The organism is Lacunisphaera limnophila (assembly GCF_001746835.1).
Lineage (GTDB): Bacteria > Verrucomicrobiota > Verrucomicrobiia > Opitutales > Opitutaceae > Lacunisphaera > Lacunisphaera limnophila.
Window position 1 is genome coordinate 3,666,020 of record NZ_CP016094.1, and the last position, 25,007, is coordinate 3,691,026.

23 protein-coding genes and 1 tRNA gene are annotated in these 25,007 nt (G+C 66.2%); 10 read left to right on the forward strand and 14 right to left on the reverse strand.

Features of this window, described 5'->3' with window-relative positions:
• Positions 1 to 85: 85 nt before the first annotated feature.
• The 3 genes from Verru16B_RS18555 to Verru16B_RS15470 all read left to right on the forward strand — a co-directional run bounded on the left by Verru16B_RS18555 (position 86) and on the right by Verru16B_RS15470 (position 2,079).
• Positions 86 to 238 carry a hypothetical protein gene (locus Verru16B_RS18555; RefSeq protein ID WP_169829301.1) on the forward strand — a complete coding sequence of 51 codons (153 nt, stop codon included), beginning with the start codon at positions 86 to 88 and terminating at the stop codon, positions 236 to 238.
• 34 nt (positions 239 to 272) lie between these two features.
• Entirely contained in the window at positions 273 to 995 is a 723-nt protein-coding gene (rsmI, locus tag Verru16B_RS15465) for a 16S rRNA (cytidine(1402)-2'-O)-methyltransferase (protein WP_069963127.1), read from the forward strand.
• A 139-nt stretch (positions 996 to 1,134) separates the two neighbouring features.
• Complete coding sequence (locus tag Verru16B_RS15470; protein ID WP_069963128.1) at positions 1,135 to 2,079, forward strand: Ppx/GppA phosphatase family protein; 945 nt, start codon at positions 1,135 to 1,137, stop codon at positions 2,077 to 2,079.
• 167 nt (positions 2,080 to 2,246) lie between these two features.
• On the opposite strand, the gene Verru16B_RS15475 is transcribed toward Verru16B_RS15470, so the two are convergent.
• Positions 2,247 to 3,281 carry an aspartate-semialdehyde dehydrogenase gene (locus tag Verru16B_RS15475; RefSeq protein ID WP_069963129.1) on the reverse strand — a complete coding sequence of 345 codons (1,035 nt, stop codon included), beginning with the start codon at positions 3,279 to 3,281 and terminating at the stop codon, positions 2,247 to 2,249.
• Between Verru16B_RS15475 and Verru16B_RS15480 the strand changes: the two genes are divergently transcribed.
• The gene (locus Verru16B_RS15480) at positions 3,282 to 3,833 is read left to right on the forward strand and encodes a L,D-transpeptidase (RefSeq protein WP_257785145.1); all 552 of its coding nucleotides are present in this window, start codon (positions 3,282 to 3,284) and stop codon (positions 3,831 to 3,833) included.
• 58 nt (positions 3,834 to 3,891) lie between these two features.
• Here the strand turns inward: Verru16B_RS15480 and Verru16B_RS15485 are convergent, their stop codons facing one another.
• Both Verru16B_RS15485 and Verru16B_RS15490 read right to left on the reverse strand, forming a co-directional pair.
• On the reverse strand, positions 3,892 to 4,413 hold the full coding sequence (locus Verru16B_RS15485; RefSeq protein WP_069963130.1) for a hypothetical protein: 522 nt from the start codon (positions 4,411 to 4,413) through the stop codon (positions 3,892 to 3,894).
• 115 nt (positions 4,414 to 4,528) lie between these two features.
• Positions 4,529 to 6,766 (reverse strand): heavy metal translocating P-type ATPase, encoded by a 2,238-nt coding sequence (locus Verru16B_RS15490; RefSeq protein ID WP_069963131.1) that lies wholly within the window; start codon positions 6,764 to 6,766, stop codon positions 4,529 to 4,531.
• A gap of 165 nt (positions 6,767 to 6,931) precedes the next feature.
• On the opposite strand from Verru16B_RS15490, the gene Verru16B_RS15495 reads away from it, so the two are divergent.
• The 3 genes from Verru16B_RS15495 (at position 6,932) to Verru16B_RS15505 (ending at position 10,142) form a co-directional block, all read left to right on the forward strand.
• Positions 6,932 to 8,998, forward strand: a complete 2,067-nt coding sequence (locus tag Verru16B_RS15495) for an ATP-dependent DNA helicase (RefSeq protein ID WP_069963132.1) — start codon at positions 6,932 to 6,934, stop codon at positions 8,996 to 8,998.
• Positions 8,999 to 9,032: 34 nt separating this feature from the next.
• Positions 9,033 to 9,746, forward strand: a complete 714-nt coding sequence (locus Verru16B_RS15500) for a PP2C family protein-serine/threonine phosphatase (RefSeq protein ID WP_069963133.1) — start codon at positions 9,033 to 9,035, stop codon at positions 9,744 to 9,746.
• A 75-nt stretch (positions 9,747 to 9,821) separates the two neighbouring features.
• The gene (locus tag Verru16B_RS15505) at positions 9,822 to 10,142 is read left to right on the forward strand and encodes a molecular chaperone DnaJ (protein ID WP_069963134.1); all 321 of its coding nucleotides are present in this window, start codon (positions 9,822 to 9,824) and stop codon (positions 10,140 to 10,142) included.
• A gap of 68 nt (positions 10,143 to 10,210) precedes the next feature.
• Here Verru16B_RS15505 and Verru16B_RS15510 read toward each other — a convergent pair whose 3' ends face one another.
• The 9 genes from Verru16B_RS15510 to acs all read right to left on the reverse strand — a co-directional run bounded on the left by Verru16B_RS15510 (position 10,211) and on the right by acs (position 18,574).
• A complete protein-coding gene (locus Verru16B_RS15510; RefSeq protein ID WP_237023436.1) occupies positions 10,211 to 11,158 on the reverse strand; it encodes a nucleotidyltransferase family protein in 948 nt (315 codons plus the stop codon).
• A gap of 217 nt (positions 11,159 to 11,375) precedes the next feature.
• Positions 11,376 to 11,450 (reverse strand) — tRNA-Met (locus tag Verru16B_RS15515).
• An 86-nt stretch (positions 11,451 to 11,536) separates the two neighbouring features.
• Positions 11,537 to 12,697 carry a hypothetical protein gene (locus Verru16B_RS15520; protein ID WP_069963135.1) on the reverse strand — a complete coding sequence of 387 codons (1,161 nt, stop codon included), beginning with the start codon at positions 12,695 to 12,697 and terminating at the stop codon, positions 11,537 to 11,539.
• A 170-nt stretch (positions 12,698 to 12,867) separates the two neighbouring features.
• Positions 12,868 to 13,917 carry a PulJ/GspJ family protein gene (locus tag Verru16B_RS15525; RefSeq protein WP_157772457.1) on the reverse strand — a complete coding sequence of 350 codons (1,050 nt, stop codon included), beginning with the start codon at positions 13,915 to 13,917 and terminating at the stop codon, positions 12,868 to 12,870.
• 32 nt (positions 13,918 to 13,949) lie between these two features.
• Positions 13,950 to 14,558: a prepilin-type N-terminal cleavage/methylation domain-containing protein gene (locus tag Verru16B_RS15530; RefSeq protein ID WP_083270396.1), complete on the reverse strand. Its 609-nt coding sequence runs from the start codon at positions 14,556 to 14,558 to the stop codon at positions 13,950 to 13,952.
• A gap of 13 nt (positions 14,559 to 14,571) precedes the next feature.
• On the reverse strand, positions 14,572 to 15,321 hold the full coding sequence (locus tag Verru16B_RS15535) for a prepilin-type N-terminal cleavage/methylation domain-containing protein (protein WP_425483016.1): 750 nt from the start codon (positions 15,319 to 15,321) through the stop codon (positions 14,572 to 14,574).
• Positions 15,318 to 15,896 (reverse strand): type II secretion system protein, encoded by a 579-nt coding sequence (locus tag Verru16B_RS15540; protein WP_069963139.1) that lies wholly within the window; start codon positions 15,894 to 15,896, stop codon positions 15,318 to 15,320. The genes Verru16B_RS15535 and Verru16B_RS15540 overlap by 4 nt, the downstream gene beginning before the upstream one ends.
• A gap of 103 nt (positions 15,897 to 15,999) precedes the next feature.
• A complete protein-coding gene (locus Verru16B_RS15545) occupies positions 16,000 to 16,569 on the reverse strand; it encodes a type II secretion system protein (protein ID WP_083270398.1) in 570 nt (189 codons plus the stop codon).
• Positions 16,570 to 16,615: 46 nt separating this feature from the next.
• Positions 16,616 to 18,574: an acetate--CoA ligase gene (acs, locus tag Verru16B_RS15550; RefSeq protein ID WP_069963141.1), complete on the reverse strand. Its 1,959-nt coding sequence runs from the start codon at positions 18,572 to 18,574 to the stop codon at positions 16,616 to 16,618.
• Between the two features lie 107 nt (positions 18,575 to 18,681).
• Here acs and rho point away from each other — a divergent pair, with 107 nt between their 5' ends.
• Complete coding sequence (rho, locus tag Verru16B_RS15555; protein WP_083270400.1) at positions 18,682 to 19,857, forward strand: transcription termination factor Rho; 1,176 nt, start codon at positions 18,682 to 18,684, stop codon at positions 19,855 to 19,857.
• A 52-nt stretch (positions 19,858 to 19,909) separates the two neighbouring features.
• The gene (locus tag Verru16B_RS15560) at positions 19,910 to 21,667 is read left to right on the forward strand and encodes a hypothetical protein (protein ID WP_237023437.1); all 1,758 of its coding nucleotides are present in this window, start codon (positions 19,910 to 19,912) and stop codon (positions 21,665 to 21,667) included.
• Between the two features lie 221 nt (positions 21,668 to 21,888).
• Here Verru16B_RS15560 and pap read toward each other — a convergent pair whose 3' ends face one another.
• Positions 21,889 to 23,364, reverse strand: coding sequence for a polyphosphate:AMP phosphotransferase (gene pap, locus Verru16B_RS15565; protein WP_069963143.1), 1,476 nt, complete (start codon positions 23,362 to 23,364; stop codon positions 21,889 to 21,891).
• Between the two features lie 135 nt (positions 23,365 to 23,499).
• On the opposite strand from pap, the gene ppk2 reads away from it, so the two are divergent.
• The gene (ppk2, locus tag Verru16B_RS15570; RefSeq protein ID WP_069963144.1) at positions 23,500 to 24,435 is read left to right on the forward strand and encodes a polyphosphate kinase 2; all 936 of its coding nucleotides are present in this window, start codon (positions 23,500 to 23,502) and stop codon (positions 24,433 to 24,435) included.
• Here ppk2 and Verru16B_RS15575 read toward each other — a convergent pair.
• Positions 24,429 to 24,788 carry a hypothetical protein gene (locus tag Verru16B_RS15575; RefSeq protein ID WP_069963145.1) on the reverse strand — a complete coding sequence of 120 codons (360 nt, stop codon included), beginning with the start codon at positions 24,786 to 24,788 and terminating at the stop codon, positions 24,429 to 24,431. The two genes, ppk2 and Verru16B_RS15575, sit on opposite strands and share 7 nt — an antisense overlap.
• Between the last annotated feature and the right edge of the window lie 219 nt (positions 24,789 to 25,007).

Here is a 25,007-nt window from a genome sequence, read left to right on the forward strand (position 1 = left end):
GGCCAAGGAACCAACCCCCGTTTCCCCGTTCCCACCTGAAACGACTGTTGCAGTACCCGGTTATAGTCGTATCTCACCTCTAGTCATGCCCTCCTCCCGCAAAACGCTCTTTGCCCTGTTGCTCCTGACCCTCTCGCTCTTTGGCTTCTCCGGCTGCGTGGATCCCAAGCAGGATTCCTCCATTCCGTGGAACCGCCCCGCGACGTGGGAAGGCCGCATCCCCGGCATGGGCCAGTAACCCGGCGCCCGCCCACGGCCGACCCCGTGCCGTCATGAACGCGCCAGCCGTCAATCCTTCGCTGACGCCCCAGCCCGGCCATCTCTACGTGGTGGCCACGCCCATCGGCAATCTCGCCGATCTCACCGACCGGGCCAAGGCCATCCTCGGCGCCGTCGATCTCGTCGCCTGCGAGGACACCCGCACCACCGGCGCCATGCTCACGCGCCTCGGCCTCCATCGCGAACTGGCCGCCTACCACGAGCACAACGAGACCGAGGCTGCCGACCGCCTCGCCGAATTCATCGCCAACGGCAAATCCGTCGCCGTCGTCAGCGACGCCGGCACCCCCGGCCTCAGCGATCCGGGTTTCCGCATCGTCCGCGCCTGCCGCCGCCGCAGCCTGCCCGTCATCCCCGTCCCCGGCGCCTGCGCCCTCACTGCCGTGCTCTCCGCCGCCGGTCTGCCGACCAATGGTTTCCTCTTCGCGGGTTTCCTCCCGCCCAAATCCGCCGCGCGCATCGGTTTCCTGACGAAATACCGCGACTTCGACTACACGCTCGCCCTCTACGAGAGCTGCCACCGCATCGACAAGTTCGCCGCCGAGATCGTCGCGACGCTCGGCCCCGACCGTGTCATCTGCATCGCCAAGGAGGTCACCAAGCTCCACGAGACCTTCCACGTCGGCCTGGCCTCCGAGGTCCTGGCCAAGCTCACCGCTGGCAGCCTCAAGGGCGAATTCGTCGTCCTGATCGCCCCGAAGGACTTCACCTTGTAAAGAAATCGCGGAAGCACGGAAGGACGGAAACACGCAATCCGCCGCCCCCTTCGCTCCCCCACTCCGCGCTTTCGCGTTTCCGCGATTAATTCCAAGTTTTCTCTTTGCCCCTTGCCCGCCTTTTTGTGGCCATAGACCCATGGCTATCCCTCCCCGCGTCGCCGTCATCGATATCGGCAGCAACTCCATCAAGGTGCTGATCGTCGCCCGCGCCCCCACCGGGCAGTACCGGGTCCTCAAGAACCGCACCCTCGACGCCCGCATCAGCGCCGGCATCAGCGAGGAAAAGCCCGTCCTGAGCGAGGTCGGCATGACCCGCGCCCTCGGCGCCATCCGCGAACTCGTTTCCGAGGCCTCCGAATACGCCGTGGGCAAGACCCTGCTCGTCGCCACCAGCGCCATCCGCGACGCCAGCAACGGCCCCGCTTTCTGCCAGCGCGTCAAGGCCGCCACCAAGCAGGACATCCGCATCCTGACCGGCGACGAGGAAGCCAATTACATCGGCCGCGGGCTCACCTGCGATCCCGAGCTCGCTGATCTCCAGGATTTCTACGTGTTCGACCTCGGCGGCGGCAGCCTCGAGTGCCTGTCCTTCAAGAAGCGCAAGATGACCCAGGCCGTCAGCCTCCAGCTGGGCTGCGTGCGCCTGACCGAAAAATTCATGAAGGATCCCGGCGCCCCGCTGCAGCAGCCGGAACTCGCCGCCCTCGCCGGCCACGTCATCACCGAACTCAAGGCCAGCGGCTTCAAGTTCGCGCCCACGGCCCCCGCCGCCGTCTTCATGGGCGGCAGCATGAGCACTGTCCGCGCCGTGATGGGCGCCCGCGAGCAGCAGAAGATGGAGGACACCCCGCCGGTCATCGACGTCGAGACCATCGGCGGCGTCCTCGAGGAACTCGCCCCGCTCAACCTCGACCAGCGCAAGGCCATCCCCGGCCTCCCCTCCGCCCGCGCCGACGTCTTCCCCGCCGCCATCGTGACCATGCTGGCCGTGGCCAACTACGCCAAGATCGCGAGCTTCCACCACTCCCTCTACAACCTCCGCTGGGGCGTCGCCGACAAGCTCCTCGACCAGTTGCAGTAACGTCCACGGAGCGGGCTGTGGGTGGGAGTCGCTTTATGCCCCGACGAGCCCGGTTGTAGGGCGGGATTTTCAAATCCCGCCTGCCTTGAAAGTCAGCCTGTGGGAGCGAAGCAAAGGCGGGGTTTTGAAACCCCGCCCTCCACTCTCAATCAACGCCGTCGGCCCCCTTACTTCGCCTTGAGCGGAATCCCCGCCTTGATCATCGCCTCGGCGATCTGGATCGAGTTGAGAGCGGCCCCCTTCCACAGGTTGTCGCCGCTCACCCAGAAGGCCAGGCCGTTGTCCAGCGCGGTGTCGTGACGCAACCGGCCCACGCCGCACTTCACCTGTCGGCTGAAATCCAGCGGGGTCGGATAAACCTTGTTGGCCGGATCATCGAGCAGGCTCGCGCCCGGGAAGGCGGCCAGCGCCTGCCGCGCGGCGGCCAGGTCGACCGGACGCTCAAACTCGGCGTTGACCGCCACGGAGTGCGCCCGCACCACCGGCACGCGCACGCAGGTCGCCGAGACCTTCAGCGCGGGCAGGCCCATGATCTTGCGGCTCTCCTCCCGCATCTTTGTCTCCTCGCCCGTGTACCCGTCGCCCCCGAAGGAATCGATGTGCGGGATCACGTTCTGGAAAATCTGGTACGGATAGACCTTCTTCGTCAGCGCCTCGCCCTTGGCGTAGGCCTGCGTCTGCGCCTCGAGCTCGTCGATGGCATCGGCGCCGGTGCCGGAAACCGACTGGTACGTGGCGAAGAACGCCCGCTTCACGCCGAAGAGCTGGTGCAACGGATAGAGGCCCATCAGGGCGATGGCCGTCGAGCAGTTCGGGCTGGCGATGATGCCGCGATGGCTGCGCGTGGCCTCGAGGTTGATCTCGGGCACCACCAGCGGGATCGTCGGGTCCATGCGGAAGGCCGAGCTCTTGTCGAGCACGAGGCAGCCGCGCTTGACCGCCTCGGGCGCCAGCGCCTTCGCGATCGCGCCCTCGGCGGCGAACAGGGCGATGTCCAGCCCGTCAAAGGCCTCGGGCTTCGCTTCCTGCACCGTGAGCTTTTTGCCCCCCACTTCCATGGTGCGACCCGCGGAACGAGCGGAGGCCAGCAGCCTCAGCTCCGCGAGCGGGAACGAGCGCGCCAGCAGCAGACCGATCAGCTCTTGACCGACTGCGCCCGTCGCACCGACGATACCGACTCTATAGGAGGATGTATTACTCACGTGAATGAAGGATTGGAACGGATCAAAGAAAAGTGTCACGCGCTCGGACTCAAGCCGACAACGCGGCTTATTACCGTATCCATTGCCCGACAGTTGCTTGGATTTTACCGGGACGGCTGTTTGGTCCGGTCCCACGTCATCTCCACCTCCCTGCGGCCGCCCTCCAACGTGAAGGATTCGCTCGGCACGCCCCGCGGCCTGCACGAGATCGCCGAGAAGGTCGGCGCCGGCCAGCCCCCGGGCATCGTGTTCAAGGCCCGGGTCGCCACCGGCCAGCATTATTCCGAGCTCAGCGCCGCGGAACAGGCCCGCAACCTGATCACCACCCGCATCCTCTGGCTGCGCGGCCTGGAACCCGGTCACAACGCCGGCACCGCTGCCACCGGCGAGGTCGTCGATACCTACGCCCGCTACGTCTATATCCACGGGACCAACCACGAGGAACGCCTCGGCCGGCCCTTCAGCGGCGGCTGCATCGAGATGAACAACCTCGAGATCCTCGCCCTCTTCGACGAGATCCGCCCCCGCGACCAGGTCTGGATCGAGGACTGAACGTTGTCGGGCGGGATTGCCCAATCCCGCCTTTCGCCGCCAACGAACCTGAGCGGTGTCACTTCTCCACCGTCAGCCCCGCAAACTTCTCCTCCGGCCACGCGATCCACTCGGCCGGCGGCAACCCCTCGGGACTGAGCGCGCCGGGAAATTGAAACACCGCGGCCTCCGGCACCCACCAGCCCGGCCACTTTTCCTCCGCCGGGATCAGGCCCGCCCGGTACGGACACAGATACAGATACAAACCGTAGTCCTCTGCCTTCTCCGTCTCCCGGAGGCGGTGTCCGACAAAATCCCGCTCAAAGGTCTCCGGGTAACCGGCGCCCCGGCGCAGCGCCGCCTTCCAGTTCGCCACGACCTGCGCGGCCGTGATGTTGCCCGCCAGTTCCAGCAGCACGTGCACGCGGTCCGGCAGGGCCATCGCGGCGAGGATGCGTCCATTGCGCTCCATGTGCCAGGTCCGCAGCACCGCCAGCAACACATCCCGGGTGCGCGGGACCGCGAGCCACGGTTGGCGGTCCTGGATGTTTAGGGTCAGGAGAAAGAGTCCACCGGCCGGGGTGTTGCGCTCAGGGTACATGCGTGGGAGTCGGACTAGCTAGGCGGCGTTTCCCCCGGTTGCAAGTGCGCCGAAGCCCCGCGCCACGGGCCAACATCCCGACCGCGTTCAACCGGGCGACGTCCTCCTGCCTTTCTCACGTGTTGCGCCCGAAGAGCAGCCGCAACGAATTCAGGCAGACCACCAGCGTGCTGCCCTCGTGCGCGGCCACACCCACCGCCAAGGGCACTGCGCCAATCGCCGTCGCGAGCACCATGATGATCACCACCCCGAGCGAAATCGTCAGGTTCTGCCGGATGATGGCCTTGGCCCGCCGGCTCAGCCGCTCCGCCGAGAGAAAATTCTCGATGCGATCATGCATCAAAATGACCTCGGCCTGTTCCAGCGCCGCATCACTGCCCCGCGCGCCCATGGCCACGCTGACGTCGGCGGCTGCAAGACTCGGGGCGTCATTCACGCCGTCGCCCATCATCGCCACGCGGTTGCCGCCCTGGCGCAGTTCCTGAATCGCCGCCACCTTCTGCTCCGGCGTGAGCGCCGCCCGAACCTCGTCGAGCCCGAGCTCCTTGGCCACGGCCTCCGCCGCCTGCCGCCGGTCGCCGGTGAGCATCACGGTGCGGATGCCCATCTTCTTCAATTCCGCCAGCACGCCCTTGGACTCGGCCCGGATCTGGTCCCGCAGCAGCACCCGGCCCAGCATGTCCTTGCCCACCACCCAGACCTCCGACAAATCCGCCGCCGCCGGCGGCAGCTTCTCCGCCCAGCCCGCCAGCGGCCCGGTCTCCAGCAGTTCGCGCCGGCCCAGCAGTGCCTGCGCCCCGCCGTAGCTGCCGCGCACGCCCTGGCCCACGATGTTCTTGAATTCCGACAGCTCGATCTGCCGCACGCCCCGCGCCTTGGCGTCGCGCACAATGGCGCGCGCCAACGGGTGCTCCGATTTGCTCTCCAGCGCGTAGGCCAGCTCCATGACCTCGGTCTCGCGCCCGGCGGGAAAACTCTCGTAACCCACGACCGCCAGCTCGCCGGTCGTGAGCGTGCCGGTCTTGTCCAGCGCCACGACCGTGATGTCCGCCAGCTTCTCGATGGCCGCCCCACCGCGGAACAGCACGCCGTGCTTCGCGCCCCAGGCGATCGCCGCGAGGATCGCCGAAGGAATCGACAGCACCAGCGCGCACGGGCTGGCCACGACCATCAGGGTCATCGCCCGGTAGAACGCCGAGCGCAGTTCCGGCGTATTCGTGAAGGCCGGCAGGCCGAAGCCCAGCCACCAGACCAAAAACATCGCAAACGACCCGCCGATGACGGCATAGGTGTAACCCGTGCCAAACCGGTCGGTGAAACGCTCGCTCGGTGCCTTCAGCTTCTGTGCCGTCTGGATCAGGCGGATGATCTTCTGCAGCGTGCTCTCGCCCGGCGGGCGCACGACCGTATAGTCGACCGAGCCCCAGAGGTTGAGCGTACCGCTGAACACCTGGTCGCCGACTTTCTTCTCCACCGGGGTCGCCTCCCCGGTCAGGTTGGCCTCGTCGCTCGCACTCTGGCCGTCCACGATCAGGCCGTCGGCCGCGAAGGCCCCGCCCGGCCGCACGCGCACGCGCTGCCCGACCTGCAGGGTCTCGACCGCCACCTCGCGCTCCTGCCCGCTGGCGTCGACGACCAGCGCCGTCTTCGGTGCGGACTTCAGCAGCGAACTCACCTCGCGCTGCGTCCGGTCCAGCGCGTACTCCTCCATCGCCCCCGAGGCCGAGAACAGGAACAGCAGCAGCACCGCCTCCCCCCAGGCCCCGATGAATATCGCGCCCACGGCCACCGCCAGCATCAGGAAATGGATGTCGATCTCGCGCTTCTTCAGGTTGGCCCACGTGTCGACCGCGGCATCCCAGCCGCCGGTGACCACCCCCAGCAGGTAGAAACCTTTCGCCAGCCACGGCAGTTCCGGGGCGAAGGTGGAGCTCAGCATCCCAGCTATGCCTGCCCCGCCGCAACAGGCCGCAAAACGCGCCAGCGTGCGCCACTCCTGGTCCTCCGCCGTCGGCTCGGCCTTGATCTCCGGCCACTCCATCTCCCGCCACAGCCACAACGATTCCGCCGTCGCGCCCATGTTGCGGCCGATGACCACGGCCTTGCCCTCCCGTTTCAGGGAAAATCCCGCCGCCGCCAGCTTGGCGGGTTGGTCGGCAAAGCGCGCCTCCACCGCCGCGATCGTCGCCGCCAGCTGCGACTCCAGCACCGTCAGGTCCACCGCGCCGAGCGTCGCCACCGACACCTTGTGGGCCCCCGGATCCAATCGCACCGCCCCCACGCCCGGTTGCTCGCAGAGAAAGCGCACTAGTTCGTCGGTCCAGTTGGCCGCGTTGGTTGGATTGGTCTTCAAGAATGGATGAGCCGCGGTTTCTTGTGGGCTGCCTGCTTGCAGGCGCAGATCCGCGCGAGCAAGCTCGCTGCCCACCCGCTAGCGGCGGCTCCAGCCACTATGATCGCCGCGCGCCCATGTGCAATTTGATTTGCGCCCGCCCGCCGCGACCCGCTGATTCGCCGGATGATTGGGCTCACCGAAGACGACGGCGCCAAGCCGTCACGCCTCCGGGAACTCGCGCGGGATATCTTCGCCGAGTCCGGGACGCTCTGCGACGCCCTGCACATGGAGCACCGGCCGGAACAGGAGCAGATGGCCCGGGCCGTGGCCGCCGCCCTCGCCGGCGACACCTCCCTGCTCTTCGAGGCCGGCACCGGCGTCGGCAAGAGCCTCGCCTACCTCGTGCCCGGCATCATCCACGCCGTGGACCAGAGTCGGCAGCTCATCGTCTCCAGCCACACCATTTCCCTCCAGGAACAGCTCGAGCAGAAAGACCTGCCGCTCTGCCGCCGGCTCTTCAAATCCGACCCCGCGGGCGCACCCTACGCCGAGTTCAAATCCACCGTCCTCGTCGGCAAGTCCAACTACCTCTGCCCCACCCGCCTCAGCCACGCCCTGGCCGATCGCGCCAGTCTCTTTGCCGACGCCGATTACGCCGAACTCCAGCGCATCGCCGACTGGGCCGACACCACCAAGTCCGGCCTCCGCCACGAGCTGAAGCCGCCCCCGCGCCCCGAGATCTGGGACGCCGTCAACGCCGACTCCTCCGCCTGCTCGCGCAAGCACTGCGACTGCGAGAAATGCCATTACCAGCGCGCCCGCGCCCGGCTGCGCACCTCGCAGGTCGTCATCGTCAACCACGCCCTGCTCTTCGCCCTCATCAACGCCGGCGGCGCCCAGGCCCAAGGCGGTGACCGCGAGACCCGCGGCGTGCTCTTCCCCGACGATTTCCTCGTCCTCGACGAGGCCCACACCGTCCCCGAGGTCGCCACCGCCAACTTCGGCCTCTCCCTCAGCAGCTATGGCGTCGATCGCGCCTTGAAGTACCTCTACAACCCGAAGACCAAGCGCGGGGTCATGAAGAAACACGGCGGCCCCGCCGGCCAGCAGCTCGTGGTCGACGCCCTCGACGCCGCCAAGCAGTTCTTCGATTTCATCGCCACGCGCATCCTGGACCAGCGCGCCATCGTCCGCATCCGCGAGATCGGGGTGGCCGAGCCCATGCTCGACGGCCCGCTGGGGGCCCTCTCCCGTCTGCTCGCCAACGTGGCCGACAAGCTGCCGGAGGGCCGCGACCACGATGAGGTGCAGGAACAGAAGCAACGCATCAAGGGCCTCCAGGCCGGCCTCACCGAGTGGCTCACGCTCGGCGACAAAGGCCACGTCTACTGGACCGAGCGCAGCGGCCGCAAGCAGACCATTGTTTCCCTCCGCAGCGCGCCCATCGACGTGGCGCCCGAGCTCCGCAAGCATCTCTTCGGCTGCGGCACCAGCGTCGTCTGCACCAGCGCCACCCTCGCGATGGGCGGCACCATCGAGCCCTTCGCTGCCCGCATCGGGGCCGACCACGCCGAAGCCGTGGCGGTGAAGTCGCCCTTCGATTTCGAGCGCAACATGCGCGTCTATGTCGCAACCGACGTGCCCCTGCCCTCGCCCCAGGAGGCGAAACTCGCCCTCGACACCCTCGTCGACTACATCCGCTTCTGCACGGAACGCGTCCGCGGCGGCTCCCTCGTTCTCTTCACCAGCTACACCGACATGCGCGCCGTGGCCGCCACCCTCGAGCCCGAGTGGCGCAAGGCCGGTCGCCCCTTCCTCCTGCAGGGCGCCGACCTCTCCCGCACCGAGCTGACCCAGCAGATGCGCTCGCTCGGCAACGCCGTGCTCTTCGGCACCGACAGCTTCTGGACCGGCGTGGACGTCCCCGGCGCGGCCCTCTCCCAGGTCATCATCACCCGACTGCCCTTCGACCCGCCCACGCACCCCATCACCGAGGCCAAGTGCGAGCACATCCGCGACGCCGGCGGCAACCCCTTCAACGAGCTCACCCTGCCCGACGCCCTGATCAAGTTCCGCCAAGGCGTCGGCCGCCTCATCCGCAGCAAGACGGATTGCGGCCTGGTCACCATTCTGGACTCGCGGGTGCTGGCCAAAACCTACGGCCGGGAGTTTCTGGGCAGCCTGCCGACCACCGAATACGAGCGGCTGGATCGTAAAAACCGGGAGCAGGTGTTTAGGCCTTTCCCTTGAAGGGAAAGCTGCCACTAATCCCTTGGATAACCTGATGAAGCTTCGCTCTTTCGCCCACACCGACATCGGTCGCGTCCGTTCCGAGAATGAGGACAGTTACCTCTGCAATGACACCATCGGCCTTTACGCAGTCGCCGACGGTATCGGCGGCCTGCCCTCCGGCGCCCAGGCCAGCCAGCTCACGGTTCAGACACTGCAGAAAATCGTCGGCGAGCACGCGGTCGGCAACAAGCTCAACTACGAGCGCATCCTCACCGAGATCAACGACCAGGTATTCCAACTCGGCCGCGTGATCAGCCCGCAGTTCGGCATCGGCTCCACCCTCACCTTCGCCCACGTCGTCGGCGTGAAGCTCCATTTCGGCCACGTCGGTGATTCCACCGGACTGCGCCTGCGCTCGAAGGTCCTTCAGCAACTGACCACCGACCACACGATCGAGACCGAGCTGAAGGCCCGGGCCGCCCGCGGCGAGCCGCTCGGCATGCTGATGGAGAATCGCAACGCCCTGACCCGCTGCATCGGCCAGCCGCCCCCGCTGGAGCCGGACTGCTTCGCCCACACCATCCTGCCTCACGACCGCTACCTGCTGTGCAGCGACGGCATCTCCCGCTTCATCCCGCCCGAGGAGATCGCCAAGGTCATGACCGAGGCCAAGGATCCCGAGGCCGTGATCACGACCCTTGTCGACCGCGCCAACGAACGCGGCGGCCTCGACAACAGCACTGGCGTGGTGATGTTCTTCGATTGAGCTGAATGCATCCGCCACGGATTGCACCGATGGAAACGGATGTGACCATTTCCCTTCCGGCATCCGTTTTCATCCGTGGCTAATCCTGTCCCCCGTTCCCAAACCTTCGCGACGCTTGTCGCCTCGCAGCCGCACAACGAGCTCTTCCGCTTCAGCCTCGCCCAGGCCCTGCTCGCCGAGCAACGCCCCGCCGACGCCGTCGAGCACCTGATCCTGTGCGCGCAAAAGAAAGCCGACTGGATGATGCCCCGCATCCTCCTCAGCAAGGCCCTCCTCGGCCTGTCCCGTCCCGCCGACGCCCGCCCCTGGCTGGAAGAGGCTCTGCAACTCGCCATCGACCAAAGCCACGAAGACCCCGAGCGCGAACTGCGCGCCATCCTCGCCGAGCTCGCCTGAAGGAAGAAGCCAGGACGATGAATTAAGAAAATCGGCTCACCCGATTCTTAATTCTTCCTTCATCCTTCTTACTTCCAAAGCGGCGCCGGATACTTCCCCTCCGCCACCAGCGCCTTGATTGCCCCCTGCGCCGACGCCAGGTCCTCCTTGTACGTCAGCCCGAACCACGCGTCCTCCGAGCGGTGCAACGCGATCTTCGCCTCCCCGCTCTGATTCAGTTCACTGAGCGTCGTCGGCAGATAGATCTCCGCCTTCGGGTCGCTGCCCCGACTCTTGAGAAAGGTTTCAAACTTCGCCTCCAGCTGCGGGAACACCGCCGGGGTGAAGCCCCAGAAATTCATGGACACGATCTCTTCCCCCGTGAGCTGCTGCGCCTGGCCCGCGGCATCCGTGTAACGCGCGCCGCTCTCGGTCTTCTCGATCTTGGTGATTTCCGTGATACCCCGCAGCCGGCCGGCCGCATCCGTCGCGCACAACCCGCGGCTGACCGTGCCATGCTCCGACAGGGTCTGGCTCAGCGGATAGCCCACCATCGCGTAATCCGCGGACGCCGCGAAGTGCGCCGACAGCGTCCGGTACGCGGAGGCCCCGTAGAAGTCATCCGCATTGATCACGGCAAACGGCCCCCGCACCGCCGCCTGCGCCACCAGCGTCGCATGCGCCGTCCCCCACGGCTTGGTCCGAGGTGGAACCTGGCCTCCGGACAGGTTGGTTTGAGCGAACCCGCCCGGCAGCGCATCCATCTCCTGAAACACATACGCCACGTCCATCCGTTGTTCCAACCGCCGTCCGATGGTGTCGCGAAAATCCGCCTCAATATCCTTCCGGATCACCAGCACCAGCCGCCCGAACCCCGCCCGCAGTGCGTCGTAGGCCGAATACTCGATGATCAGCTCCCCGTGCGGCCCGACCGGCTGCACCTGCTTGATGCCGCCGAAGCGACTGCCCATGCCCGCCGCGAGCACCACCAGATCGTAGGAACGTTTTGGATTTACCACGAAACCCACCAAAGACACGAAAGCCCAGGCAGGGAAGTCCGATATTCCGCCGTCCCTCCCTGCAGGGGCGTCGCTTGACGGCGTCTTCCTACCCCAATCCGTACAACAACGGATAAACCAGACTTCCCCAGGACTGTGCCCGGAAAACCCGGAGGCAGATTCCTCGCACCAAGACCGAGTTCCGTGGCCCGAAAACCGTGAACAAAAAAGCCGCTGTCAGGGACAACGGCTAAATTGGTGCCAGGGGCGAGGATTGAACTCGCGACCAAAGGCTTATGAGTCCTCTGCTCTACCACTGAGCTACCCTGGCGAAAGGGAGGCGCAAGAAGTCACAGATTTGGCCGGAAATCCACAAGATTTTTCTCGCCGCGCCGTAGCCACGCCGGCGCCGGCGGCCTAGATGTCATCCGGCCCCAACCAGCGGAAGTGCGTGATAATGAACCGTCCTTCCGCGCTGGCGGGGGTGACTTTGACCCGCTGCACGATCGCCTCCACCCACGCCGTGGCCTCCACCCGGCTGGGATCCGCCGGGTTGGCCGCATCCCCATAGGCCCGCACCCGAAAGGTGTCCGAGCGAACCGCCAGCATCGGGCGCATCACATCCCCAAAGGCCTGCAGCGTGCCACCCCCCGCCGCCAACGCGTCGCCCAGGGCCGCCGAATTCAGAAACAGGTCGACCGAGGGATAGGGTCCGCCCGCCCGCTTTCCGGCGCCGGGGTCGGCGACGGGAAAACGCGCCACCAACGCATCCGCAAACATCCCCGGCGATAGCGTGGGCGCACCGCCCTGCTTGTGCCGGTTGTAAGTCGCCGCCACCCCCCGCCAGAAACGGTGATTGGTCGTGTTGATGTTCAGATATCCCGGAAAAGAACCGAGTGGAGTGATTCCGAAATGCGTTAGCCCCAGCGCATGGAAATTCGCCCGCAACTGGCCCGCCAGTGCCGTGGAGGTCACGCTCGTGGGCACCAGCGCCAGCTGCGCATGGCTCAGGATATTTCCCGCCGCCAGCTCGGCTACCAGCGGCGACAGGTCGATCAGCTCGTCGATGGCGTGGGCGGGGTCCGCCCCCTGCGCGCTGAGTTTCACCCCTTCATCCCCCACCCACCACGCATAACGCCCCAGCGGCACCGCGCTGCGCTCGCGCGTGGAGACCACAACCGGCACCAGGCGCACACGGACATGCTCCCGGTCCGCGCCGTCGGCCCCGAGGGAACCCGCCGCCACCAGGGTTAGGGCGTCACTGCCATCGACCAAGGGCAACACCGCCGTGTCCGCGCCGGGGACCAACCACCGGAAAAACTGCCCGTTGCCATCCCACACCACGCCCCAATTCCGCTGCGCCTGGCCAGCGCCGGCCGGGATGCCCGTGACCCCCGCCATGCCCGTCAGCATGTCGTCCTCCCCCGCAAACCGCTGCAGGTCCCCGATCGCCTGGCTCAGCCCGAGCTGCGCGTTCTGCCGGGCCTGCATCTGGTAAACCCCCGTCGCCGACACCTCCGCCCCCACCCGGCTCAGGGCACTCAGCGCATAAACCACCAGCACCAGCAGCCCCAGCAATAGGATCGTGATGACAAGCGCGAACCCGGCAGTAGCTGATGCTTTCCGAGCTTTTGGACACAGCGCGCACCGAGTCGAACCTGAGCCCGTCGAGGATGCAGGGATATCTCCGTGCCCCCGGATTGGACCTCCGTGCCCTCGGTGACCCACGGCCTTCGGCTTCGAAAGTGTCATTGCGCCACTCCCTTGATCTCAATCCGCCGCGAAAAAACCGCCGAGTGCGCCTCAACCACGCTCCACCACCAGGCCGCGTCCGTGGCCTGGTCCGCCGGGCGCACCACCCGGCCGCTCTCCATCGCCTCAATGAGACCGGCTCCCTCCTCGCTCAGGATGCGCACCAGGACGTCGGCCACCACGGGAAAGGCCGAGTCATTCGCCCCGCTCTGCCCGACCGCCTGGTGCGACAAGTCCCCCGCTGCCCCCGGATAAATTCTCACCAGCGCGCCACCGCCATCGCGGACATACAGCCAGCACCCGAAATCCACGACATTGCTCGCGATGAGGTTCGCGTGGCCGGGGTTCATCACATTGCGCGCGAGCCGGAATTGCGCCGCGCCGACCGCATAGGGATTGTTGTTGCTGCTCGCATAGTTGCCGCTCGCGACATCGTAACCCCGCACCAAGGTTTCCTCGCTGCTGATGGCCGAGCGATACAAGGCGTAACGCACGGGCGCCGGGTTGCCCGCCACCGGATCGCCCGTCACCGGCCGCCGGGCCATTTGCCAGGCGACGACAATCGGCAGGCTGCCGCCGGACTCCACGTTCGTCGTCACGCAACGCAGCCAGACGCCGGACAGCCCGAACCGCGCCTGCTCGATCAGGCGCTCGCCTCCCCGCCCCGGCTCGGGCAGCGGCCGCAGGCTACCACCCCCGCCCGGCTTCATCATGCCCGGCCCGGCCAGCCAGCCGTGGTTCGCCAGGGTCGCGGAGCTGTCGAGGATGTCCGCCGCCAGCCACCGCGTGGTGTCCCGCCGATGCACCGCCGCTTGCAGGTCCTGCTCCAGCTGATCAAGCACCTGCTTGGCCGTCATCGCCTGGGTGTACTTTGCCTGCTGCCGCCGCCAAAGGGTCAGCACATTCATCGTGACCGCCAGCATGAGCCCCGCAATCAGCAGCGTGATGGTGACGGCCACCAGCAACTCCAGCAGCGTGAAGCCGGCGTGCCCCCCCTTGTGGGAGCGAACTTGCTCGCGACTTCGAGCGCCCCTGCTCGCGAGCAAGCTGGCTCCCGCATAAGAGTTCACCTCCGCTTTCACCGGTTCACCCCCACCGTGAACATCAGTTCGTGCCGCAACTCCGGCGGCGTCGGCGCCGCCACCCCGGGCAACCGGTGCGGCCAGCTCACGCGCACGGCCAGCGCGAGGGCCGACTGCGCCTCCTGAAAACGCAGCGGGCCATCGGGAAACCGCCAGCATTCGACGAGGAAATACTGATCTGACTCGGCGATGCGTCCATTCGCCGGCGGCCGGTACTCGCTCGCGTGCAGGCGCACGCCCTCGCGCGTCGCCACAAAGGCGAGGCCGTTGGCCAGCGGCGTGCCCATCACGGGCGCCTGCGCGGCCAGCGCATCGAAGCCCGGGCCCGCCAACCGCGTGAGTTCAACCTGCAACGCCGCCGGCAGCCGGCTGGCGACGAGCCGGTCCGCCGATTCCGCCCCCCGCCCGGTCAACCCCGGCAACAGGGCCAAAATCACCGTGACCGCCGTCGCAAACACCGCGACCGCCACGATCACCTCGATGAGCGAAAAAGCGTGGTTTGGCCGTACAGGTGGTTCGACAGTGGGCGCAGCTTTACGGCCCGACTGAGCGCGGCATGCCCCACCTACGTCTCCGCGCGTTACCATTTTCAGTTTCTCAGGCATCGACGATTGGCCCTCAGAACGCACTGCGCTCACTCAACAGTGCCGGCACGCCATAGGCACTCAGCACCAGGCCGCGCACGGCGTCGGGCTGGGCCAGCCGGACCGGTGACTCGCCCGACGCATACGATCCGGGCGCCCGGATGCCGCCCGCAGCCAGCACAAGCAAGCCCCGCGGCGGCAGCCCGCCGGCGAGTGGCGCCAGGGTGCCGTTGGGGGTGAAACAGAGGCCCGTCCAATTCCTCGCCGCCACCTCGCCCGGCAAGGCAACCACCACCTGCTGGTTGCGGAATACACCCGAGGCGAGTTCTTCCCCTGGCTCGGAAACGCGCCGCCACTGCGCCGGATCTGTCACGAGCCCGGCGGGGCTGCCCAACGTCGCCGGCAGCACAAAGATCCCGGCCGGCAGGGTCACGGTCTGCAGCGTCTCCCACTCCGGCGGATTTGCCCCAGGGGTCCGCGCGAGTTGCAGTACAAGTTCATGCAGAAACCGCTCGGGCACCGCCGGGTCATTCGCCACCAACACCCGGCTATGACGCCCGGTCGCGGCCGCCTTGAGCCGGGCCGAGGTCACCAGGTTCGCCACCGTGGCTTGGCCGGCCTGCAGGGCCGCCGCCGGCCCGCCGCCGGGCAACCCGGTGATCAAAACCGCCGCCAGTCCGGCAATCAGCCCGACCACGACCAGTAATTCCAGCAGCGTAAAAGCCCTTTGCCCCTGCCGCGGCGGTCGGTGACCGCCGGATCGGACCGTATTTGATTTCCTCATTTCCAACTGAAGATGAACTCCGGGTTCGCCGGCGTCGCCCCCGGCGCGGGGGCGTAGAAGATCACGCCCGCCCGCACCCCCGCCGGCGGCATATCGGCCGCCGCCGGCGTGCTGCCGCCAACCGCGGGCAGCACCGTGAAATCCGCGCCCGGCCGGATCACGCCGTCCAGGTCGCGGTCCACCAACACCGCAATCGCCGTATTGTCGAAGACGTCGCGCACCAGTCCGCCCGGGGTGAAGTCGCCATCGCTGAAGGAATGAAACCGCATGAGCTTCCGGTTCTGCAATGCCGCCGGACCGCCCGCCGCCAGCGCGGTGCCATCACGTCGCCGGCCGGCCAGCAGATCGTGGAACGGATGTTCCGCCGCCGTCACGCCCCCGTTCACCAGGTTGCTCGCATCAAAGGCCGGATAGTAGCCGTATTCCCCGCGAAACGACTCGATGGCCCCGGCCCATTGGGTGAACTGCACCTTGGTTTTGGCCTTGTTCGCCGACCGTCGCGCCGCGCTTACACTCGGAAAAATCAAGGCCGCGAGAATCCCCACCACGGCGACGACGCAAAGCAGCTCGATCAAGGTGAAGGCGGCAAGACGCGGTCGCGGTGGTCTCTGACCGTCGGTTCGACCCCGGTGGTCGTAGACCGGCGCTGCCCTCGGATTTTCTTCACACGATTTCATCTCAGCGGTTCGCGTAGACATTGTCCGCGTTGCCCGGGGCCGCAACATCGGGAAATCCACCTGATAACAGGGTGGCCGTGCCGGTCTCATCCGGACCGGCTGAGGCCAGGACATACGAGGGGTTGGTCCAACCCGGCAGCACCCGGTAGGCGTACCGGTACGGCTGCCCCCACGGATCCAACAACACCGCGGATTCCTGCACAAAAGGATCGGCGCTCACGGCAAACCGCGCCGTCTCGATCTGGGCGCGGCCGGTGATCGCTTCCTGGTTCGGTCCGCGCCGGCCGATCAAGGCCTGGAGCAGATGCGCGGAATCGATCGTGCGCGGATAATCACCTTGGACCGTCTTGTAGGATTCCAAGGCGGAGGCCAGCACCGCCAACTCCGCCCGCGCCCGGGCGATCCGGCCCTTCTCCGTCGCACTCTGACCCACGGCGATCACGATGCTCGTCAGGATGGCGATGACCCCGATGACGGCCAGCAACTCGAGCAGGGTGAAGCCGCGCTTCCAGCTCGGCCCGGCCCGCAACCGCAGGTCCCGTGATGAAAGCTGTTGGAGTGATTGTCGCATGCGGGCCGGGGGCGGTCAGACACCGGCCGGCCCGCCCCGGTTTCGGTTATTCGTCGGATTGCAGGGCGGCAATGACCGAGAAGTCCTCCAGCGTGGTGGTGTCACCCTTCACGCTGCCGTTCGTCGCCAGCTCCTTGAGCAGCCGGCGCATGATTTTACCCGAACGCGTCTTCGGCAGGCCGGCGGCAAAGCGCACCTGGTCAGGCTTCGCCAGCGATCCGATCTCCTTGCCGACATGCGCCCGCAGGGCCTCCTTGAGCTCCTCGCTCGCGGTGGCCGTGGACTTCAGGGTCACGAACACCACCAGCGACTGGCCCTTCAGGTCGTCGGGCTTGCCCACGGCCGCGGCCTCGGCCACGGCCGGGTGCGACACGAGCGCGCTCTCCACCTCGGCGGTGCCGATGCGGTGACCGGAGACGTTCAGCACATCGTCGATGCGGCCGATGACCCAGAAATAACCGTCCTTGTCCTGCCGGGCGCCGTCGCCCGTGAAATAATAGTGCGGGTGCTTCGGGAACTCGGAGAAATAGGCCTTCTTGTAACGCTCGTCGTCGCCCCAGAGCGTACGGAGCATCGAGGGCCAGGGCTGGGTGATGACGAACTTGCCGCCGGAATTGCGCGGCACCTCCTTGCCATCCGAGTCCACGACCATCGGCTTGATGCCGAAGAACGGCAGCGTGGCCGAGCCCGGCTTGGTCGGGGTGACGCCGGGAATCGGCGTCACCATGATCGAGCCCGTCTCGGTCTGCCACCACGTGTCGACGATCGGGCACTTCTTTTTGCCGATCATCTTGTGATACCACATCCAGGCCTCGGGATTGATGGGTTCGCCGACCGTGCCGAGCAGGCGTAACGAGTCGAGGCGGTGCCGCAGCACGTAGTTGTCACCCCAGCGCATGAAGGCGCGGATCGCCGTCGGGGCCGTGTAGAGGATGGTCAGACCATGGCGGTCGATCATCTGCCAGAAGCGGTCGGGCTCCGGCTGATTGGGCGCACCCTCATAAAGGAAAACAGTCGAGCCGTTCGAGAGCAGGCCGTACACGACGTAACTGTGGCCGGTGATCCAGCCGATGTCCGCCGAGCAGAAATAGCGGTCATTCTCCTTCAGGTCGAAAACGTAGTGCGAGCTGAGCTTCGCGCCGAGCAGGTAGCCGGCCGAGGTGTGCAACACGCCCTTCGGTTTGCCGGTGGAGCCGGAGGTGTAGAGAATGAACAGCGGGTGTTCGGAATCGAAGGCCTTCGCGTCGTGGTAATTCGGGGCGCCTTCCCAGGCCTCCTTCCACCACACGTCGCGACCCTCGACCATCGTGACCGGGTTGCCGCAACGCTTCACGACCATCACGCTGTGCACGCAGGGCGCGCCCGCGACGGCCTTGTCGACGTTGGCCTTGAGTTCGATCACCTTGCCCCGGCGCCAGCCACCGTCGGCGGTGATCACGAGCTTCGCCTGGCAGTCATTGATGCGGTCCTTGATGGCCTCCGCACTGAAACCGCCGAAAATCACCGTGTGCACCGCGCCCACCCGCGCACAGGCGAGCATGGCGATGACCGCCTCCGGAATCATGGGCATGTAGATCGCGACGCGATCCCCCGCCTTGATGCCGAGATTCTCCATGAAGTGGGACATCCGGCACACATGGAAGTGAAGCTGGCGGTAGGTGATCGTGCGCACATCGCCCGGCTCACCTTCGAAAATCAGCGCCGCCTTGTTCTCGCGGGCCGTGCCGATGTGGCGATCCAGGCAGTTCTCGGAAACGTTTAACTTACCGCCCAAGAACCACTTGGCATGCGGCGGCTTCCACTGCAGGACCTTCTTGAAGGGCTTGCGCCAGACGAGCTGCTCGTTGGCCTGTTTCGCCCAAAACTTTTCTGGAGCGTTGACAGACTCAGCGTACATCCTACGGTAAGTCTCGAAACTACCCAGGTTTGCTTGGTTCTTGAATTCAGCCGATGGTTTGAAAATCCGGCTTTCGCGAGACACCGAGGTAATCGTTTGGTCCGTCACAAGTTTCTCCTCTGAGGTTATTGGGGGTTGAAGCTAAGCGTTTTGAGAAATGCCCCCGACGGATTGCGCGGTCAAGCCCAGGCAGCATCCCACCCACCCGTATTTGTATGGATAAAGAAAATCCGCCGGCCGCTCCCCTTGAGTCGCAGGCTCCCACTCCCGCCCCGGCCCCGCCGGAAAACACTATCCGTGTCGAAGGTATCCTCGACATCGATAACAGCCGCAACGGCCAGTTGCTGGACCTGAATAAGTTTGGCAAGCGCCGCCCCACGGATCCCTTCGTTCCGCGCGAGCTCATCCGCCGCTTCCACCTGCAGCAGGGCAGCATCATCACCGCCACGGCCACGCCCGACCCGCGCTTCCCGAATCCCAAGATCCGCTTCATCGAGAAGGTCGACGGTCTCGAGATCGACGAACGCCGCCGCAAGACCGAGTTCGCCAACCTCACCACGGTCACCCCCGACAAGATGCTCCGCCTCGAGCACAAGGACGGCCGCATGACCACCCGCGTCGTCGACCTCTTCTGCCCCATCGGCAAGGGCACCCGCGGCCTCATCGTCGCCCCGCCCCGCACCGGCAAGACCACCTACCTGCGCGACATCGCCCTTGGCGTCCTCCAGAACCACCCGGAGTGCCACGTCATCATCCTCCTCGTCGACGAGCGCCCCGAAGAAGTCACCGACTTCAAGCGTTCCGTCCCCGCCGAGGTCTGGGCCTCGTCCAACGACGACCCGGTCGAGAACCATATCCGCATCGCCGACCTCTGCATCGAGCGCGCCCGCCGCCTCGTCGAGGCCGGCAAGGACGTCGTCATGCTGATCGACTCCCTCACCCGCCTCGCCCGCGCCCACAATACCGCCAAGAACTCCGGCCGCACCGGCTCCGGTGGTCTCGACGTCCGCGCCCTCGAGAAACCCCGCCAACTCTTCGCCTCGGCCCGCAACACCGAGGACGGTGGCTCCCTCACCATCATCGCCTCCATCCTCGTCGAGACCGGCTCCCGCATGGACGACATCATCTTCCAGGAATTCAAGGGCACCGGCAACATGGAGCTCGTCCTGGACCGCAAGGCCGCCGAAATGCGCATCTGGCCGGCCGTCAACATCCAGTCCTCCGGCACCCGCCGCGAGGAGCTCCTCATCGAGCCCAAGAAGCTGGAGGGCATCCACTTCTTCCGCCGCGCCCTCGTGCAGCAGAAGATCGAGGAAGCCACCGACACCATGGTCACCCGCCTGGGCAAGACCAAGACCAACGACGAGTTCCTGAAACTCATCACGAAGTAAATTTCGCCCTTGCCCGCCTCTACCTTCACCAACCACCCTGACCGTTTCCTGAATGAATAGCTTCTCCGAGCAATGCCTCGATATGGCCCGGTCGATGTTGAGCCACAATCTCGACTCGATCAACGCCGACGGCACCGTCACCCCCATCGCCACCGAAACCTCCCGCTCCGACGAGCCGGGACACGTCGCCTTCGCCTTGGGCGAATACTACCGCGCCACCGGCGAGACCACGCTGAAGGGGCACGACCTCATCGACCTCACGGCCCGCTGCGTCACCGCCCAGGCCTTCACCGAGCCGGCCCACGAGAACGGCCTGGCCTACGCCGCCCTCGGCCTCCTCTCCTTCGGCCCCTCCAAGGAGCGCAACGCCGTCTGGGAACGCCTCGTCGAGGAGACCCGCGAGCATCTCGACAAGCTCCTGCTCACCCGCAGCGACTACGACAATTACTGGCAGGCCTTCAACATCGCCAAGGCCGTCTGCCGCTACAGCCTCGGCCTCTCCAAGAAGGACGAGACCTCGCGCCTCATCGAGCGCATGGTCGAACGCATCGAGCAGACCAGCTCCTCCGGCTTCTTTGACGACGCCGAGAAGGGCTTCGGCGGCCACTTCAACCTGTACGGCGTGATGACTCTGTCGTTCACCCGCTCGGCCCTCCAGCTCCACGCCAACTCCGCCCTCCGCGAGCGCAAGCTCCCCACCCTTCGCACCTACGCCGAGAAGTACATCAAGATGATGCCTGACCTCGTCCGCGCGGACGGTCTCGGCTGGGCCTACGGCCGCTCGGCCGGCGCCTACGGCCAGATGCACTGCATCACCCTCATCCTGCAGGGCCTGCGCGACGGCTGGATCCCCGACGACCAGAAGAACAAGTATTTCGATATCCTGCGCCGCCTGTTCTACTACTTCTTCCAGACCTACCTGGACCAGGAGCACGGCTTCCTCGACATCCGCGACGACGAACGCACTGCCTACGCCTCCCACACGACGCGCATGGCTAACTTCGACGCCGCCCGCTACCTCTGCCAGTGGGCCCGCCTCGCCAAGACCGTGGCGATGCCCGACAACGTCCGCCCCGAGCCCGCCCGCACCAGCGGCCGCTTTGTCATCTACGACAAGAGCAACCGCAAGGAGCAGGGTCTCTTCCTCTACCGCGACGCCGAGTCCGGCCTGCACGTCCAGATCCCGCTCGTCAGCTCCGGCACCGACTGCACCGCCGACAACCTCTCGTTCCCCCACTGCCCGGGCGTCTTCGACTGGCCCAACAACGTCTACCTGCCGGTCATGGTTCCCGAACTCACCTTCGGCGACCACGTCACCGTCCCGTGTTTCTACGGCCAGAAGTGCGTCACCGGCCTCGGTCTCAAGAACTCGTTCTACTTCCGCTACGAGCAGCCCGAGCTGATCAACCTCAAGGAAGAACTCGCCCGCGGCATCGGCAGCGTGAAGGTCCAGTGGGCCTTCACCGGCAGCAAGATCACCGCCGAGTTCGCCTACACGGTCAAAAACCAGATCCAGCTCGACAAGTTCCGCATGGCCCTCGTCATCGGCGCCCCGCACTCGAAGTACCGCATGGGTTCCTCGCCCGCCCTCGGCGCGCAAGGCCACCGCTGCTCGGTGCTCAAGGACGATTTCCACGCCAACTGGGCCGAGACCGAGGTCGTCACCGCCGACCCGGCCTACAAGACCAACTTCGGCAAGCTGCATTACGTGCAGACCTTCGTCCGCGATCACCCGCTCATCATGCGCCCCGGCCAGGTCTACCGCCTGTCCGTCGCCTTCGATCCGGACCTGACCGTCGTCGAGGCCTAAGTCCGGCACTCCTCATTGTAGGGCGGGGTTTCCAAACCCCGCCTTTTTCATGCCCGGTTACCAGCACCCCTGGAGCGCAGGCGACCCCGCCCGCGAAAGATCGCGTCAACACTCCGAAGATGAACCCCGCGCGCCCGCTATTCCAAACCCACACCCGGCCCGCGCTCCCCTTTCTTAATTCATCCTTCTTCCTTCTTACTTCCTACTTCTTCCTTCCGCCTTCACTTCTCTAGCGCCGCCTCAATCTGCCGGCTCGCCGAGCGCAACACCTCCAGCCGCGCATAACGCTTGTTGTCCGCCGGCACCAATTGCCACGGCGCATTAACCGGGTCAGTCAGCGCGAGCATGTCACCCACCGCCACTTCGTACGCCGCCCGCTGCCGGCGGTTGCGCCAGTCCTCGGCATTGAGCTTGTGCCGCTTGTGCGGGGTCGCCTCCCGCTCGCGGAACCGACGCAGTTGCTCCGCATGCGACACATGCAGCCAGTATTTCAACAGGATGACCCCGTGGTCGGTCAGCTGCCGCTCAAAGTCATTGATCTCCGCGTAGGCCCGCCGCCACTCGTCCTCGCGGCAAAATCCCTCGATGCGCTCCACCAGCACCCGCCCGTACCAGGAGCGGTCAAACACCGTCATCCGGCCGTTCCGCGGCAAGTCCCGCCAGAAACGCCAGAGGTAGTGCGCGTGTTTTTCCTCCTCGGTGGGTTTTGCCACCGGGATCACGCTGTAGTCCCGGGGATCGATGGCACTGGTGAGGCGCCGGATGGCCCCGCCCTTGCCCGCCGCATCCCAGCCCTCAAAGGCCATGACAATGGACCGCCCGGAGGTCAGCGCCGCCCGCACCGCCCGGTTCAACCGGCCGAGCCACTTCTCGCGTAACGTATCGTAATCCTTGGCCGTGAGGTCCTGGTCCAGCGGAAGGGCGTTCAGCCGCCGCAGGCCCGCCGGGCGCAGCGGCTTGACGCGAGCCGGCGCCTTCGTCCGCGGCAGTTTGGCCATCCGCTTCAGTTGCTGATTAAATCGGGTCAGGAGCAGGCGTCCGACCGCCAGGTCACGGGCCCGCTCGTCCTCGGCGTCAATGATCGTCCAGCGTGCGCCCGGCCGGTCGGTCTTCTCCCGGATCAGGCGCGCCGTCCGGTCCATGCGGCCATAGATGCGATGATGATGCCAGTCCTCGTCGCTCACGCGCCACGCCGTGGCCGGGTCGGACCGCAGCGTGCGCAGCCGGCGACCCTGGGCCTCTTGGGAGAGATGCAGCCAGACTTTCACGATCAGGGTCCCGCCGTCGACCAGCACCTGCTCGAAATCCCGGATGCGCTCCGCCTCGGCGGCCACCGCACTCAGGGCCCGCCGGTTGCGGGCCTCGCTGCGCAAGGTCTCGGTGTACCAGGACCCGGCATATAACCCGATCCGTCCGATGCCCGGCAAACTGCGCCAGAAGCGCCACGCGTGCGGGTGCGCCCGCTCGTTGTCCGTCGGCGGATGCCACGAAAAGGTCTCCACCCCGCGGGGATCGAGCCACTCCGCCAGGGTGTTCAGCAGGCTGCCCCGTCCGGCCCCCTCCGGCCCGGCGATGATCAGCAGGACCTTGAAGGGCGCCTGCTTCAGGCCGAGTTGCAACTGCACCAGTTGCGGCCGGAGCACATCGGCCCGGGCCTGGTACACTCGCTTCGCCATGCGCTGCTTTGCCTGGGCCATGGCGCGAAACTGCCCGCCAGCCTCCTGATGTCGAGCCGCGGATTGTCCGGGCCCAATGTTACAGCCGGGTTAAATCCCGCCCCACCCGCCGGCCTGCCATTGCGGCACCCCGCGCGGCGGGCTTCGCTCCGCGCCATGGCGAAGTCCACTCCCACCCTGCAACACGACAACGAGCTCATGCGCCGCGTCCACCGCGAGCTGATCGACGAGTATGACGAGGAACTCGAGATGGAGCGGGAGGACTGGGAACATGTCGAAGCTGGTCAGCCCGCCCGACCGGTCGAGGACGACACCAGCCGCGCCTCGCGTAACCGCTACTTCAAGGAACTCTTCCGCCTCCAGGGCGAACTCGTGAAGATGCACGATTGGATCGTCGAATCCGGTCATCGCATGGTGATCCTATTCGAAGGCCGGGACGCCGCCGGCAAGGGCGGAGCGATCAAGCGCATCACCCAGCGCCTCAATCCCCGCGTCGCCCGCGTGACCGCCCTGCCCGCCCCCTCCAGCCGCGAGAAGACCCAGTGGTATTTCCAACGCTACATCGCCCACCTGCCCGCCGCGGGCGAGATGGTCCTGTTCGACCGCAGCTGGTACAACCGCGCGGGCGTCGAACGCGTCATGGGCTTCTGCAGCGATGCCGAGTACGAGGAATTCTTCCGCACGGTGCCCGAGTTCGAGAAGATGCTCGTGCGCTCGGGCATCCAGGTGATCAAGTATTGGTTCTCCATTCCCGACGAGGAGCAGGAATTTCGCTTCCGTTGCCGGATCAACGACCCGCTCAAACAGTGGAAACTCAGCCCGATGGACCTCGAGTCCCGTAAACGCTGGGAACTCTACACCAAGGCCAAGGAGGTCATGTTCGAGCGCACCCACATCCCCGAGGCCCCGTGGTGGGTCGTCCAGGGCGCCGACAAGAAAAAGGGCCGCCTGAACTGCATCGCCCACCTGCTCTCCCAGGTGAAATACTCCGAGGTCGAGCGCCCCACCATCAAGCTGCCGCCGCGGGTGCACCACCCCGACTACCAGCGCGAGCCGATCCCCGCCGAAATGATCGTCCCGGAAATTTACTGAGCCGGAGCCGGATTCTCGCTCGGGGTCACGGCGGTCTCGGCCGCCACCGGCTCGATCGCCACTGGCGCGGCCACCGCGGCGGGCCGGACCCGCTTCGCGGCCGGCTTTGCCGCCGGCTTGCGCGCGGCTTTCTTCGGCGCCACCAGCGCAGCAAGTTCCGCCTTGAGGGCCTTCAATTCCTTGCGCGGCTTCTTGGCCGCCCGCTTGGCCTCCTTGAATTTCTGCTTCGCCTGCTTGACGCCCGCCTTGGCCAGCTTGGCCGTCTTCTTGGCCGCATCCGCCAGCTTCTGCACAGCGGCGATGCGGGTCAGGAGTTTCTTTTTGAGGGCGATCGAGGGCACAGGGGAGGTCATGGGTTCTGGGGGTTGGAAGAAACGACCACCACAGATGTCAATCTGGCCGCGACCAGCAATGATCGGAATGTTACATTTTGCCGACATTCCGCCGATTCGCGTTCTAACCCATTCCCAACCATTGGCCTCGGTAACCGGTGACACCCGCCCCAAATGTTAAATCTGATCAGGAATCCGGAATAGCGTTGGTAATCATTTTTCGGATGACTATCCCCTTCC